The organism is Halopseudomonas formosensis (genome assembly GCF_900115905.1).
GTDB lineage: Bacteria > Pseudomonadota > Gammaproteobacteria > Pseudomonadales > Pseudomonadaceae > Halopseudomonas > Halopseudomonas formosensis.
Map to the genome: position 1 here is coordinate 58,785 of NZ_FOYD01000008.1, position 13,487 is coordinate 72,271.

Here is a 13,487-nt window from a genome sequence, read left to right on the forward strand (position 1 = left end):
GATCACCCCCGGTTGCCGATCTCAATCATGAACTCGGTGCCCCGGTCATCTGACTGTGTAACCTGGAGCCCCCAGCCGAGCCGTTCACAGACCAACCGTACAATGAGCAAACCGAAGGTTGTATTGTTGAGTTGGTCTGCTCTGGGCAAGCCGCCGCCGGTTGCACGCGAGACCCTCAGGTTTTTTACCACTGCGTCAGGAAGACCTGAACCAAAATCCTTTACCAGAATTCCGTTCGACAGCATATGAACCTCAACAGGTGACCTGGTATGGCGCAGAGCATTCTGCAACAGGTTGCGCATTAGCATACGCACCAATACGGGATAGGTTCTGACTCTCACATCAGGATTATCTTCAAATAGCGTAATGCGCCCAGCCTGGTCGGGATGCCCATGCTCCAGATCGTCAATAGTGGTCCGGACGATCTCACTCACCTTAACCATCCTGGAGCCTTCGCTCGAAGCCTCGCTGCGGGCAAGCTCCAGCAGAACATCAATGTCGTCGCGCATGGTCTGCATGGCCCTGCGCAGGCGGGCCAGGGTCTTCTGATCACCTTCCGACAGGTTTTGGCGTTGCTCCAGCACATTGAGTGCGCCATTCATCACCGCCAGGGGCGTACGCAGTTCATGACTGGCCAGCTTTACAAAGGATTTCTCTCTCTCAATGTGGTGCTCAAGCTCTGAGAGAAAGCGGTTGAAAGCCTCGGCGATGTCGCAAAATTCCTGATCGCGATAACTCGTGTTGATTCGCGGCACCGACGTTCCAGGTACCGCACCCAGCACCTCACGGGTCAAGTTTCTGAACGGACGCACCAGATAGCGGGCACTCCCACGAGCAATAAAATAGCCGATCAGGAGCATACCAGCCGCCACGCTGATCAGGATCAGCTGAACCAGGAACTCACGATTCTCCATGATGGTAATATCCTGGGCCAGGAAGAGTTTTCCATTGGGTTCCTCAAGTCGTTCCCCGACAATAAGCAGCGTCGTCTCGCCGACTTCGATTTCCCGGGAAAATGGCAGGATGCGTGCTTGGAAATACGTCGGCAGCACTGCCTCAGTCTCTCCCTCAGGCAGGAATACTGCTTCCAGCCTTGCCGTTTTTACAGGCTGGAATTCATCGTTGCGAAGCCGCTCCTTGAAATACTCAGCGTCCGCTTTCAGTTCAAGATCCAGGATGGTGTCTTCTACATCATCGACAAACTGCTCAACAATGAATATGGACACCGCCGCAGTGGCGGCAATAAGGAGAAACAGGGTTCGGGTGAGCCTGGCCGTCAACGAGGACTTCATGATGTCGTCCGGTCGCCATCTTCGGGAGACTCCAGACGATACCCCCGCCCATGAACCGTTTTCACCAATCCGTTGCCAAGGTCTGCCGCCAACGCTTTTCGAAGCGTGTAGATATGGGTACGCAGACTGTTTCCCTCGGCATCCCCGTAGCGGGCACCCCCCCATAAGGCATCGCTGAGCGCGGTATGACTGAGAAAATTCGGGTAAGCTCGTATCAGCAATTCGAATAACCGGGACGACGTGCCGGAAAGCGTGGTTTTCATTCCACGCAGTTCGACTTCCAGGGTGCCAGGGTTGAACCGGATCTCCCCAGCCTGCAGAACCGGCTTCATCGGTGAATGGCGCCGGTGAAGCGCCTCGATTCTCAACTGGAGTTCCCGCAATTCAAACGGTTTTACGAGATAATCGTCCGCACCGCACTCAAAGCCTTTTTCCTTGTCGTTGAGCGCACTGAGGGAGGTCATCAGAATGATGGGGGTCTGACACTGCAGGTCCTGTCGGATACGACGGCAAACATCGAAGCCATTCACGCCCGGCAGCATCAGGTCGAGTACGATAACGTCGTAGCTCTCAGTGGCCAGTAAGTGTAAGGCAGTCAGACCGTCAGCCGCGAAATCAAGCGAATAGCGTTCCTCACCCAGGAACTCGAAAAGATTCTCCGCAAGGTCCACCTGATCTTCCACGACCAGTAGCCTTAGAGGCGGCCTGTTAGCTGTCATTCAATAGGGCTCCATCAGCATTCGACGCCGATTGCAGATTTCGAACAGGGGTCTCTATAGCGAGTAACTGGTAGCGGCGGTTCCTGAGCACCTTGTCAGCTGACGGCGATAGCGCCGCGATTTCCCGGTCCGACCAGTCTTCGGGAACAGCCACATAGAATCGTCGTACTCCATCGCGCTGCCGCAGTTCCTTCCAATCGTCCTCCGAAATTTCCATAGCTGTTCCACGCGAGTAATATCTGGCCGAGAATGGCAGATCATCCAGGTAGAGCAATGGACTGTCGCCAGGCTTTCTGACCTGCAGGTAATAGCTTACCAGTTCTTTTTCCGTCTTGAACGGTATCAGGCCTGCCGTAGTCAGCCCCACGAAAACAGTCAGCAGCACGGGCACCAATCCCACCAACAGCGGCCTCATTCCGAAAAGTCTTACGGAATCCATGTCTGAAATCCAACGACCGATCAGCATGGCTGTAAATGGCAAGGATGGCAGCACATAGGTCCAGAGCGTGTTACCCGCGGCGGTAAAAAACAGCATGGGCGCCAGCGCACTGACAAAAAGAAAGCAGGAGCCAGGATGTGACAGCGGCAACCGAATGCGACCTGTCCCTCGACCAGCAAACCAGCTGGCAATCACGCCCACCAGTGCAACAAGTCCCCAGGGGAACGATGCCCACAACCAGAACAACCAGATCATACCTTTGGGCTGATCGTGAGCACTGCCGTACAGATCGCCGGTCCATCCGGGATCCAGGAAGCGGCGAATATGCTCCCCTACGATAAAATAATCCAGAAACCCGGGTGTCTTGAGTTCAGCCAGCAGATACCAGGGGCCAACCAGAAACACCGTCAGTAAAGCCCCCCTCCACCACGGAAATTTTCGCAGGCTGGCAACCTCGTGTTTGAAAAGGAGTAACCACAAAACGACTGGAATACCGACCAGTACGACTGCCAGCGGGCCCTTGGACAGTAGCCCGATCACCAGTCCGATGAAGAAAAGCCAGCGCCAGGGGCCGTCCTCTCCCGACATCACCAGACAGAAGCTGACCAGTGTCAGCGTCGTGCCCAGGGCCAGGAACGAATCGGTCATCACGGCACCGGCACTGATGTAAGTCAGCGCCATGGTGGCGAACACCAGGCTACTCCATAGTGCCGCATGGACATTCCAGAGCTGCTTCGCCAGCCGCCAGACCAGCCAGACCATCGCCAACGTTGCCAGCCAGGACGGCAGGCGCAATGAAAACTCCGAGAGGCCGAACACCTTGATGGCCAACGCCTGGGCCCAGAAAGACAACGGTGGTTTGCCCCAGAAAGGCACACCCGGCTCAAACCAGGGGGTGATCCAGTCACCGGTTTCGGCCATCAGGCGGGCAATTTCCGCGTAGCGAGGTTCGGTGGTATCGGCAAAAGGAAGCAGCGCCATGCCGATTAGGCGGCTGACCAGTACCGCTGCCAACGCCAGGAACCAGATGTTAAATCGCTTTGACATGACTCGCCTCCGCCAGCCGCGTATTTAACGGCTGACTGACACCAACCGGACTTTCCAGCACCTCCTCGGCCAGGTAGACCGGTCGCTGCTTCGTTTCCAGATAGGTTTTGCCCACATACTCCCCGACAATACCGATGCTCAGTAGCTGGATGCCACCGAGAAAGCTGATGATGGCAACCAGTGACGGATAGCCGCTGGTTGCATCGCCGAGCATCATGGCCTTGATCACGATCCAGAGCCCAAACAGGGCTCCAACACTCGCGGCAAACAACCCGATGACGGTCGCCCAGCGCAATGGTGAGACGGAAAATGAGGTCAGGCCCTCCAGAGCCAGACCAACCAGTCCGGGGTAATCCCACTTCGTTTCTCCGGCAGCCCGGGGTTCCCGGTCATACTGGATGACACGGGTCGGCAGGCCGATCCAGGCAAACAGTCCTTTCATGTACCGGTTACGTTCGTTCAGAGTCAGTATCGCGTCTACGGCCTTACGGCTCATCAACCGGAAATCGCCGGTATCCACAGGAATATCGGTCCGGCTGGTCCGGTTCAGCAACCGGTAAAAGAGGTGCGCGCTCCAGCGTTTGAACGCGGTTTCCCCAGCTCTGGAACGACGCTGCATCAACACAACGTCTGCCCCGGACTGCCAGGATTCGATCATGGCGGGGATCTGCTCAGGCGGATCCTGCAGGTCCGCATCCAGAACGATCACCGCGTCGCCCCTGGCATGCTCCAGCCCTGCCGTTACCGCCGCCTCCTTGCCGAAATTCCGACTCAGTTTGACCAGGCGGAGGCCAGGCGTTCGCTTTATCTCATTACGAATATAAACCGCGCTGCCATCCTCACTGCCATCGTCCACGAACACAATTTCGTGACGCAGGTTGACCGCGGCAAGCACGGGCAGTACCCGGTCAAAAAACAGCGGCAGCATGACTCGCTCGTTATACACAGGTACCACCAGGGAGATAAGGCGGTCATCTGGCGGCTCGAGATGGAAATCAAGGGATTTGTTCATAAAACACCAGCCTCTTGTAGACGATGTAATTCAGAGCAGCTACGAGACCCGTCGTGACAAGCTGTGAGAGCGTGACCGGCAAGGTCAGAATTTGATGTAGCAGGAAGAAAAAAGCGAGATTGCAGAGCCAGGCACAAATACAGGACACCAGGTAGCGCCAGGCGGTCAGGCGGTGAGGGCCGGCATTGCGGAATGCCAGACGACGCTGGAGTCCATAATTCATAACTGCACCGGACAGGCTTCCGCTTGCGGTGGCCAGCGTGGCGTCAAGCCCTGCACCGGTCAGAGCCGCCATGACAAACCAGTGGAATAGTGTGGCAAGGCCTCCGGCAGTAATGAATCCTTGCAACTGAACGGTTAAAAGTTTGCTCATAGGGGAAACAGACACAATGACAACCGGCAGCTCCGGCCTGACCTGATGAATCGATAGATTAGCCACTCCGGTGTCATGGCTTTGTCGGCGTTTTATCAGGAAAATGTCAAAGCAGTGGATGTATCAGAGGGGTTCGATCTGACTGTTGCAGTGTCTTATGCAATGCTTGGTCAAGATCCCGCTTCACCAGGCATAGTGCGATTGCTCTGGGCACTGCTCACCGGGATAGCTATCTTTTACCTAGTCATGCAAACATGAAGCACCCCTACAGGCTTGAATCATTTACTACTCAAGCTCCGGAACATTGGTAAAACTGATCATCAACCGTCGACTCAGTGAAGATGATGGGATCCCCGCGATGAAACATAAGGAACAGCACAAAACCCACCGGACAGGTTGGCTCCGAGCCGCCGTACTCGGTGCAAACGACGGCATTGTCTCCACCGCGAGCCTTGTTCTTGGCGTTGCTGCCACGGGCGCGAGCGCCGAAAGCATCCTGGTCGCCGGTGTCGCGGGGCTCGTCGCCGGTGCCATGTCCATGGCCGCCGGAGAGTATGTCTCGGTCAGCTCTCAGGCCGACACCGAACGCGCTGATTTAAGGCGAGAACAAGCGGAGTTGGAGAACAGCCCGGAGTCTGAACAGGCAGAGTTGACGGCGATATACATCAAGCGCGGGCTGGATGCGGAGCTGGCCTCTACAGTTGCCAGCCAGTTGATGGAACATGATGCGCTTGGCGCACATGCACGGGACGAGTTGGGCATTTCTGAGGCCCTGGCTGCACGCCCTGTGCATGCAGCTTTGGCATCAGCTGGCACCTTTGCCGTGGGCGCCGCCCTGCCCTTGCTGATGGTTCTGATCGTTCCGGCGTCTCTGGTTATGTCGGCGGTCTCAGTCAGTTCACTAATATTTCTGGCGTTACTGGGTTCGTTATCAGCGCAGGCCGGCGGTGCCCCGGCATTTCTGGCCGCCCGACGCGTCACCTTCTGGGGCGCATTGGCCATGGCGCTCACAGCTGGAGTAGGGACGCTCTTCGGGGTAGTTGCTGGTTGAAGAGAAAGGGGCCCTTCAGTAAACATCTTCCAGATATCGACCATCCGCTCTGAGCGCTTCCACATCGGTTGCCAGAGGCTTCAGAATCTCATCAATGACCTGCTTTACCCCTGCGGCCATATCCTTGCCACCGCACACCAGAATCTGGGCACCGGCATTCACCATCTGGCGCACCGCCGACTCATCCTGTTTGAGCTTATCCTGAACATAAGCCCGTTCGTCCGACCGGGAAAATACCGTATTCAGCGCCGTCAGCCGATGGTCATCCAGATAACGACCCAGTTCCGGCTGGTAGAGAAAATCCGATTGTGAACTACGCCCGCCCCAATACAGGTACATGGGATTGCGACTGGCATTCTTCCTGATAAAACCGGCCAGTGGCCCAATGCCGGCACCGGCACCAATCAATATCACCGGGTTGCTACCGGTGGCGGGTCGGAAGCCCGGGTTATGGCGAATGAAGGTGCTGATTCGATTGCCTGGTTTCAACTCATACAAATAGCCGGAGCAAAGCCCTCGAGGTTGCTTGCGCACGCATATCTCCACAACACCGTCCGTGGCAGAGGAGGCCAATGAGTAAAACCGCGGAGCCTGCCTGTTCGGGGGCACAACGCCGAGCAGGTCACCGGCTTCAAATGAAGGTGTCTTACGGTAGCCGGGGACATACATCATTATTAACAGCGGGTTAGCTGAGTAGTGGAAGGTTTATGCTTCAAAATATGGAAAAGTTATGGGACTGCTTGGCGCGTGTGGCTCCAGAGGTATGTGCAAAAGCCTTAGTGAAGCGTTTCGGCAATTTGATTTGCGGGCAAGGCAAAGGTGGGTGAATGAGCTACGCAGCCATACCGTGGGGAGAGCGTGACGGGCGAATGTACCTCGCTCATGAGGTTGAAAATGGCAAGAAATGCGGTTGTCGTTGCCCGGCTTGCCGTCACCCTCTTGTAGCCGCCAATAAGGGACGTAAGCAAATTCCTCACTTTCGGCATGCTGCGGCCCAAAGCTGCGAGTATGGAAGATCAGAGGGCATCAGGCGGGCGGCTGTCCAGTTGATAGCTGAGCGCAAGGCATTATTGCTGCCTGGTTATCAAGCAGAGCTCCGTCAGGCTGCCAAAAGCGGTGTTGTTTGTAGCGAGCAGATTGAATTTGACGCATCGCTTATAGATGCTGATTCGGTAGAGCGGTTTGTCGACCTGGGCGGGGTGCGAGCTCACGCTTTGGTTACTGTGCAGGGGAGGCAGTTGGCGGTCAGGATCAAGTGCTCCGCTCGCAATGAGCATAGGCGCTGGCAGTATATGAAAGAATTTAACCTTGCCAGTATGCAGATTGACCTGCATCGGCTGACGGATGAACAGATCAACGACAAAGCGCTCTTCGAGTGGGCTGTATTGGCCGATCCGGATAATCGGCGCTGGATTCGTTCATTGCGTGCGGAGCAGCTTGAAGCGCACTGCTTGAAGCAACTGCAAAACCAGGTAGAGCTCCTGAACCAGCAATGGGAGATCGAGCTGCTGGCCAAGTTGGAAGCGGCAGAGGCACAAAAAAAGAAGGATGCTGAAGAACGGCGTAAGCGCCAAGCTGCTGAAGCAGAACATCGGGCCTTGCAGTACCAAGAAGCTATGAAGCGATCTCACTGTCAGCAAGCTGAAGAGTCGGCGGCGCTGGATGAGCGCAAAATGATGATCGTTGCGACCATGTTCCAGGCAGTGCGCGAATGGGATGGCAAGGCTCTTGAATGCATGGCATGCCGCTTGATGAATAATCCAGAAGCTGTGTTTTGCCGCTACTGTGAAGTTGAGAACAGCCTGCTCAGCTCGCGATCGTTTCCGCAGGATCTTGAGAAAAGCATTCACAACAGGATGCGCTCGTCTGCAGCGCCGCATAACTCCCTGAGGAACGTACCGAGGTTGACGTTGGTTCCGGAAGTGCCTAAAGCCGATCCAGCTCGAGCAGGGGAAAAGACTGCTGCCAATCCGGAAGGTGAATCGTAAAGGTCCTGGAGCGAGCCATCGGGGCTGAGGGGCTGGAGCCACTGGATCCTATCTGATTCAATGATGACAAGCGTGAGATGGTGGAACTCTATCTGAGGACAGAGGCAAGCGTCTTCTTGCCGGCCCTTGAAAGAACATCCAGGCTGATTGATGGTTTTGAATCACCATTTGGGCTTGAGTCGCTGTCTACTGTGAACTGGTTGCTGGTGGAAGAGCAGGTAACACCTGAGCCGCAGGCGTTGCAAGAGGGTGTGAGTCAGTGGCCAGCCCCGGTGAGAGCTGGGCGCAACGTAAGCTGAAGCTGTTTGATCTGGCTACCCTGGAGCTGGCGCTTAATCGGCTTCAGAAGACGCCGCTGCATGCGGCTGTCTGAGTTGGCCGTCGGTCGAGCTTAATCGCGAAAACAAAAATAACCTATGCCCCTTTCAAACAGCTTTTGACTGTTTGAAAGGGGGAGGGCGTCAGGTGGTCAGTGGCTCGGTGGTTGGCAGTCGGCTTAAGATCCAGCAAGCCAATAAAAAAGCTACCAAAAATGGCGGGAATTTTGCCATTGCTGTCAGAGTGGCGATAATTGCACCGCTTCCTGCCAAGGCGCCAATCAACGCCAGCGCTGCGCCAAAAATCTTGATTGTTTTCATATGGAATCCTCATGTTATTTGAGCTACGAACTCTTCTTAATCAATAGAAGTAAAATTCAGTATGGCGGCAGTACCGTCGATCCTTCATGGCTCGGCAGCAGTTTTCCATTTTGCAGGGTGGTGTACGCCAATCAGAGGTTGGCTGATAGGAGGTGATACGAGGTAGGCGAGGGAGGGGCTCGTATCAGATTAAAAAAATGAGACCAGAAGCGAGGATAGATCCGCACTTATTGGTCCCATTGTTCGTTGGGCTATACGTTTCTGCAAGCCATTCCCGCGCGTACTGTTTTGTCCAGAATCTGTGGGGTTAACGCGCCGCCTCGGTTCATCTGGATCATTTCCTGCTCAGTTAAAGAATCCACCATTTTATCGAACATGCAGCGGCACACCTTTTTCGATGCCCCGCCTTGAACGCAACCTGCCAGGAACTCACCGCGAACCTTGTCTTCTTCGCTGGAGCACCCTGCTAACAATATGCCGATGAATAACGCAGCAACCAATTTGAATCGCATAGAACCCTTCCCTTATTGGTTAACCAAGCACCAGTGAGATGCCAAGCAGTGTGCCCACGACCAAGCCAATCAGTTGTGGCCCCAGAATCCAGAACAGTTTGGCAAACACAAGACCTGAAAAGCCTTGGGTGAAAACCGCATCTGGCCGTGCGAAGCGGCAAATGGCGTCGCCTATCATTGCGCCAATGAAGCCGAGAATACTGCCGACAACGAACGCAAAGAATTTGGCCATGAAGCCAGCGCGCAGCACCATGCCGGAATCATTGAACGTGATCATGAATATGGCAGCTGCAACAGAGGCGATGCCCCAGATCACGACTGTGCCGTTGATCGGGGACTCATTATTGTCGTAGTCATCCTGATCTTCCTGGTTCTTCATGTTCTTATATTCCATACCGTACTCCTTAAAAAACCGCTGACTGTTGGTTTGACGGCCCGCTTACCAAGCTGAAGTGCAGCTATTCTCCGGGTGGTTCAACGGAAGAACGACTTTGCTGATATTCTTTGTTGGTAGAGCGGCGGTTTTCCCATCTACCTTGATCTGCAGCTCTCGTGCCTTAATGAATGCCCCCCAGAAGTGCTCAAAATTTGCGGCGCAAACCCTGCAATCAGTGAAAAATGGATTGTCGTAGACCTCGCCGTCCACAATGACTGTGAACCCAGGCTGATCTTCTGAGTTTTTAGTGTTTCCGTTGACTGTCGCGTATGCCTTGACGTGCTCGTACTCGTCATCCGGGCAGGAGATGTACAGCTCATTCCCACGACCATCATTGACGGAGTACTCCGTGATACCCATGCCCCATCCAGACACCCACTCGGGGGAGTTGGCAAGCACGGAGCCGGCAGATAGAAGCCCGGCTACTGTCAGAGCGATAGCAGTTTTCTTCATGATGCTTTCCTGTTTAGCATGACAGGCCATGCGGCCTTGAGAACAAAGGGAGAGAGGATGCCGGGAGCTGTCCTCTCGGCTCAGGGGGGGGCGATTCCATTCGTTTGTATCCAACTGATCCTGAAAAATAATGTCAAGGTGATGCCGTTCGACTCTATAAGTCGAATTACGCCTTTTTAAGCCCTTCATGTCAACCGGTTGGTATTCAACTATCTAGGTTGAATTGGAGGGGGTATGACGAAAGAGCATCACAAGGGTCTGGCAGAGCACATCGGCAAAGCTATTGCCTCACGCCGCATCAAAGCCGGACTCACGCAGGAACAGGTAGCTGAAAAGTTGGGTGTCGGCTACGAAGCAGTATCGCGGCTGGAACGGGGCGTTGCGACGGTTACGGTTGTCAGATTGTTTGAGCTGGCGGAGATATTTGGTTGCGAGACGGCGGAGCTGCTAACGGTCAGCAGTATGAAAGTGGATGATCAAGCGCGTCATTTGAGCAAGCTTTTGGGCACGCTGAAGCCGTCTGACCGCCAGCTGCTGATGGACATCATGCAGCAGCTGGGTGCCCGTATGGCCAATGATGGCTGAGTCCCATTTCACTCTTCCATGTCGGGGAGAAACAACAGCCCGCATGTCAGGCAAAGCGACTCAAAAGAACCCAGCCAGCTTCTGTTGATACTGTTTGCCAGCCGCTTCCCCTGTGCTTGGCCTGCTTCAAGCCCGGTCAGAGCCGCAGGTAGCGCATCGAGCAGAGTATTCAGTCCGGACCACACCTGGTCGTCGAGCTGTTTACCGAGGATGTACTGGTGGTACTTGCGTAATGCACTATCCAATGCTGCCAGGGTGATAGCGCTTTTCTCTATTCCAGCGCTGTCCAGTAACGTGTTTTGCTCGCAGGCTGAGCATTTCTTGGTCATCGAGTTGCCTCCATTTCACTGGGTTAGATAACGAGGGTCAGATCAGCCCCCGCTCTGCAAAGCTCACTATTTCAAGTCCGCCAACCACCAGGTGATCCAGCAGCCGGACATCAATGGTGTTGAGCGCGTCACGCAATCGAGTGGTCAGTGCAATATCAGCCCGGCTGGGCTCGGGGTTTCCGCTGGGGTGGTTGTGAGCGATGATCACCGCAGCGGCGTTCGCCTTAAGAACCGTCTTTATCACCTCCCGGGGATAGACGCTGGCGCTGTCGATGGTGCCGTAGAACAGCTTTTCGAAGCCCAGCACCCCATGCTGGCTATCCAGCAGGATTATCGCGAATACCTCGCGTTCCTCCGTTGCCAGCTGGGCTTGAAGGTAGCCCCTGACCATCGAGGGGTTGGTCAGATAGTTACTGCGTTTGAAGCGTGCTTCGAGGATGGATTGCGCCCACTCCAATACGTCCAGTTCGGATAGGTTAGGGACAGCGGTGTAGGATTTGGTCTGGCTCATGATCTCGTTCCTGGCGTCGTCTCGGCTGCTGGTGTGTCCTGTTGCTGCATGTGATGGCTGCGCTCCAGAATTAGCTCGTGCAGGGTGGGGGTGCTGTTGTGGCGTGAACGGGGTGTGGGACTCGACTGGGTGGTACGGTTGCTGCTTTCCGGATAAAACTCCTCCAGTACTTGATGGGCTTCATCTTCACTGTCTTCAAAGGCTCCGTTGGTTAAACCCAGCTGCGCTGCCGCATCCAGCGCTTGTTGATCAAACCCCGTCTCTCGCCGGGCCTGATCCAGTTGCCGCGCTTGTTGCAGCGCTTCTTCCAGGCTGATGCCGGCTCGTAGCGTCAGGTCGACGTAGAAGATCGGGGTGCCATGGCTCTGGCGGGTGGACTTGCCGCGCAGACGCAGTTCCAGTGGCAGACACGCCAACCGGTCACCGGATAGTGCCTGCAGGTAGCTGAGCCGAGCTGTGAGGGTGCGGATGCTGTTGTATCCCGTGGTTCTGAATACAAAGCTACCCAGCGGGTCCTCCTCGCTGAGCCCCACATTCAGCCGTCCGTAAGGCTTGCAGTGGCCTCCCTGAGCCAGGGGGCATCCATCGGGTGAGGGGCAAGGCAGTGACTGAATCCCCTCTGCGGTTGAGCGCTTGCACGTATCGCCGTTGCCGACGCATAACGGACGTCCGCTGTTACGATCAAACAGGCTGTATTCAGCGCGGAAGTTCAGTTCAGGATCGTTGAATAGCAGGCGCACCGGGATGCTGCGTAGCTTGCCGCCCTGTTCCTTACGTAGCTGCTCATCCAACGGGTGGGGTAGCCAGCCGTCTCGGGTTTGTACCTGAGAGGTGATGGTGAACTGGTCGTCCTTCTCCGGCAGACGCTTGCCGTTCTTTTCGACGACCCTGCCGATGGATATACGCCCCAGAACAGGTGGGGTTATGGCCAGACCTTTGATCATGGAATACTCCTTTAAAGGCACACCAAAAAGCCGACGGCAGGCGCGGTCGGCTTATGGCGTTGTGAACATGCTTGGGTCGGTCAGCTGACCAGAAAGCGGCGGCTCCCTGGCTTGCCGACCTGGTAACGGGATTTCAACTCGGGGTGGTCATTGAACAGGGCAGCGGTATCGACGCCCAGGGAATCCCTGGACTTCTTCCAGCTAACGCTGCCATCGGCAAAGATGGCCTTGCTGGCTGAGCCTATAGCCTGCTGCAGTGTTTGCTTGAGCGCAGCCTCGCGCTGATTGAGCTCCGCCAAGGTGTGACGTACCTGCTTGAGATTGAAGAAGGCTTCGCTCAGTACCTGATCCTGAGTGAAGTCCAGCTCCTCGCCATCGTCTTGGGGATACAGCAGGCGCAAAGCCCGCTCAGCTGAATCGGAGCCGTCGGCCGGTGGAGGCGTGTCAGTCTCAACGTAATGCCAGAACTGGCGCTCCAGCTCGATCAGGTGTTTGATCAGCAGCTCATCCCGCTCGATGCGGTACACCTCTAGCTGTTGCCCACCCAACAGGACCGCCACATCGGCTGCCTGCTTACCGGTCACCGCCAGTTGATGCATTACCTGCACCTCAACGTATTTGGGCACGCCCTCACGCCAGAGCTTGGCCCCGTTGAGGCCAGCGGTTTTGCATTCCAGTATCTGCACATCCGGGCTGCCTATTACCTCCCGGTCGATGTTGGCGAGCATCCAAGGATGCTCAGGATGCTGAAGCACAGCGTTGACCTTGCGTACTTTGTTGCCGGAGCGTCTTTGGTACTGAGAGGCTACAATCGGCTCCAGCACCACGCCCCAGAACACGGGAGCGGTGTCATCATCCGGGTTCGGCTTGGCCAGGTGCTGATCCCGGTTGGTTTTCTCCAGCCAAAGCTCCAACTGAGATTTATAGGGATTGAGACCAATGGCCGCTGATGAATCAGAACTGCCGATACCCCGTTTGCGGACATCCAGCCATTCATCGCGACTCAGCTTTTTAGTGTTGACCAGACGCAATAGGCCTCGGCTTGTCTTTTGGGTTGTTGGCTGTGGTAATGATTGGGTAGTGCTCATAAAACCTCCAGACGCAAAAAAGCCCCGGTCAGCGCTTGCTGGCCGGGGCTTATGTCGTCGAATGGTAAAT

General features: G+C 55.5%; 17 protein-coding genes. 3 read left to right on the forward strand and 14 right to left on the reverse strand.

Annotated elements, in window-relative coordinates:
• Positions 1-2: 2 nt before the first annotated feature.
• From BM046_RS11620 to BM046_RS11640, 5 genes are read right to left on the reverse strand one after another with little or no spacing between them, the layout of a single operon-like run.
• The gene (locus BM046_RS11620; RefSeq protein ID WP_036993190.1) at positions 3-1,292 is read right to left on the reverse strand and encodes a sensor histidine kinase; all 1,290 of its coding nucleotides are present in this window, start codon (positions 1,290-1,292) and stop codon (positions 3-5) included.
• Positions 1,289-1,975: a response regulator transcription factor gene (locus BM046_RS11625; protein ID WP_218144694.1), complete on the reverse strand. Its 687-nt coding sequence runs from the start codon at positions 1,973-1,975 to the stop codon at positions 1,289-1,291. The genes BM046_RS11620 and BM046_RS11625 overlap by 4 nt, the downstream gene beginning before the upstream one ends.
• A 25-nt stretch (positions 1,976-2,000) precedes the next feature.
• Positions 2,001-3,497, reverse strand: a complete 1,497-nt coding sequence (locus BM046_RS11630; protein WP_036993186.1) for an ArnT family glycosyltransferase — start codon at positions 3,495-3,497, stop codon at positions 2,001-2,003.
• A complete protein-coding gene (locus tag BM046_RS11635; RefSeq protein ID WP_036993185.1) occupies positions 3,481-4,509 on the reverse strand; it encodes a glycosyltransferase family 2 protein in 1,029 nt (342 codons plus the stop codon). The genes BM046_RS11630 and BM046_RS11635 overlap by 17 nt, the downstream gene beginning before the upstream one ends.
• Positions 4,493-4,948 carry a GtrA family protein gene (locus BM046_RS11640; protein WP_226611481.1) on the reverse strand — a complete coding sequence of 152 codons (456 nt, stop codon included), beginning with the start codon at positions 4,946-4,948 and terminating at the stop codon, positions 4,493-4,495. Before BM046_RS11640 ends, BM046_RS11635 begins: the two co-directional genes overlap by 17 nt.
• A gap of 292 nt (positions 4,949-5,240) precedes the next feature.
• On the opposite strand from BM046_RS11640, the gene BM046_RS11645 reads away from it, so the two are divergent.
• Entirely contained in the window at positions 5,241-5,933 is a 693-nt protein-coding gene (locus BM046_RS11645) for a VIT1/CCC1 transporter family protein (RefSeq protein WP_036993182.1), read from the forward strand.
• Between the two features lie 15 nt (positions 5,934-5,948).
• Here the strand turns inward: BM046_RS11645 and BM046_RS11650 are convergent, their stop codons facing one another.
• Entirely contained in the window at positions 5,949-6,467 is a 519-nt protein-coding gene (locus BM046_RS11650) for a ferredoxin reductase domain-containing protein (protein WP_235818214.1), read from the reverse strand.
• Positions 6,468-6,760: 293 nt separating this feature from the next.
• Here BM046_RS11650 and BM046_RS11655 point away from each other — a divergent pair, with 293 nt between their 5' ends.
• Entirely contained in the window at positions 6,761-7,921 is a 1,161-nt protein-coding gene (locus BM046_RS11655) for a competence protein CoiA family protein (RefSeq protein ID WP_143084188.1), read from the forward strand.
• 461 nt (positions 7,922-8,382) lie between these two features.
• Here the strand turns inward: BM046_RS11655 and BM046_RS16245 are convergent, their stop codons facing one another.
• From BM046_RS16245 to BM046_RS11670, 4 genes are all read right to left on the reverse strand, one after another.
• Entirely contained in the window at positions 8,383-8,559 is a 177-nt protein-coding gene (locus BM046_RS16245; protein ID WP_177197850.1) for a hypothetical protein, read from the reverse strand.
• Positions 8,560-8,810: 251 nt separating this feature from the next.
• Positions 8,811-9,071 (reverse strand): hypothetical protein, encoded by a 261-nt coding sequence (locus tag BM046_RS11660; protein ID WP_036993176.1) that lies wholly within the window; start codon positions 9,069-9,071, stop codon positions 8,811-8,813.
• 19 nt (positions 9,072-9,090) lie between these two features.
• Entirely contained in the window at positions 9,091-9,465 is a 375-nt protein-coding gene (locus tag BM046_RS16330) for a hypothetical protein (protein WP_218144695.1), read from the reverse strand.
• A gap of 45 nt (positions 9,466-9,510) precedes the next feature.
• On the reverse strand, positions 9,511-9,960 hold the full coding sequence (locus BM046_RS11670; protein ID WP_090539683.1) for a hypothetical protein: 450 nt from the start codon (positions 9,958-9,960) through the stop codon (positions 9,511-9,513).
• A gap of 234 nt (positions 9,961-10,194) precedes the next feature.
• Between BM046_RS11670 and BM046_RS11675 the strand changes: the two genes are divergently transcribed.
• Complete coding sequence (locus tag BM046_RS11675) at positions 10,195-10,545, forward strand: helix-turn-helix domain-containing protein (RefSeq protein ID WP_074777320.1); 351 nt, start codon at positions 10,195-10,197, stop codon at positions 10,543-10,545.
• A gap of 8 nt (positions 10,546-10,553) precedes the next feature.
• Here the strand turns inward: BM046_RS11675 and BM046_RS11680 are convergent, their stop codons facing one another.
• The 4 genes from BM046_RS11680 to BM046_RS11695 form a co-directional block, all read right to left on the reverse strand.
• Entirely contained in the window at positions 10,554-10,874 is a 321-nt protein-coding gene (locus tag BM046_RS11680) for a hypothetical protein (protein ID WP_090539686.1), read from the reverse strand.
• Positions 10,875-10,911: 37 nt separating this feature from the next.
• Complete coding sequence (radC, locus tag BM046_RS11685; protein ID WP_090539688.1) at positions 10,912-11,385, reverse strand: RadC family protein; 474 nt, start codon at positions 11,383-11,385, stop codon at positions 10,912-10,914.
• Complete coding sequence (locus BM046_RS11690) at positions 11,382-12,329, reverse strand: recombination directionality factor (RefSeq protein WP_235818640.1); 948 nt, start codon at positions 12,327-12,329, stop codon at positions 11,382-11,384. The genes radC and BM046_RS11690 overlap by 4 nt, the downstream gene beginning before the upstream one ends.
• Before the next feature lie 80 nt (positions 12,330-12,409).
• Complete coding sequence (locus BM046_RS11695) at positions 12,410-13,417, reverse strand: YqaJ viral recombinase family nuclease (protein WP_090539690.1); 1,008 nt, start codon at positions 13,415-13,417, stop codon at positions 12,410-12,412.
• Between the last annotated feature and the right edge of the window lie 70 nt (positions 13,418-13,487).

Excerpts from the sequence above, each read along its gene's own strand:
- BM046_RS11620 (WP_036993190.1), bottom strand. The coding sequence starts at position 1,292 with ATGAAGTCCTCGTTGACGGCCAGGCTCACCCGAACCCTGTTTCTCCTT.
- BM046_RS11630 (WP_036993186.1), bottom strand. The coding sequence starts at position 3,497 with ATGTCAAAGCGATTTAACATCTGGTTCCTGGCGTTGGCAGCGGTACTG.
- BM046_RS11635 (WP_036993185.1), bottom strand. The coding sequence starts at position 4,509 with ATGAACAAATCCCTTGATTTCCATCTCGAGCCGCCAGATGACCGCCTT.
- BM046_RS11645 (WP_036993182.1), top strand. The coding sequence starts at position 5,241 with ATGAAACATAAGGAACAGCACAAAACCCACCGGACAGGTTGGCTCCGA.
- BM046_RS11655 (WP_143084188.1), top strand. The coding sequence starts at position 6,761 with ATGAGCTACGCAGCCATACCGTGGGGAGAGCGTGACGGGCGAATGTAC.
- BM046_RS16245 (WP_177197850.1), bottom strand. The coding sequence starts at position 8,559 with ATGAAAACAATCAAGATTTTTGGCGCAGCGCTGGCGTTGATTGGCGCC.
- BM046_RS11660 (WP_036993176.1), bottom strand. The coding sequence starts at position 9,071 with ATGCGATTCAAATTGGTTGCTGCGTTATTCATCGGCATATTGTTAGCA.
- BM046_RS16330 (WP_218144695.1), bottom strand. The coding sequence starts at position 9,465 with ATGGAATATAAGAACATGAAGAACCAGGAAGATCAGGATGACTACGAC.
- BM046_RS11670 (WP_090539683.1), bottom strand. The coding sequence starts at position 9,960 with ATGAAGAAAACTGCTATCGCTCTGACAGTAGCCGGGCTTCTATCTGCC.
- BM046_RS11675 (WP_074777320.1), top strand. The coding sequence starts at position 10,195 with ATGACGAAAGAGCATCACAAGGGTCTGGCAGAGCACATCGGCAAAGCT.
- BM046_RS11680 (WP_090539686.1), bottom strand. The coding sequence starts at position 10,874 with ATGACCAAGAAATGCTCAGCCTGCGAGCAAAACACGTTACTGGACAGC.
- radC (WP_090539688.1), bottom strand. The coding sequence starts at position 11,385 with ATGAGCCAGACCAAATCCTACACCGCTGTCCCTAACCTATCCGAACTG.
- BM046_RS11690 (WP_235818640.1), bottom strand. The coding sequence starts at position 12,329 with ATGATCAAAGGTCTGGCCATAACCCCACCTGTTCTGGGGCGTATATCC.
- BM046_RS11695 (WP_090539690.1), bottom strand. The coding sequence starts at position 13,417 with ATGAGCACTACCCAATCATTACCACAGCCAACAACCCAAAAGACAAGC.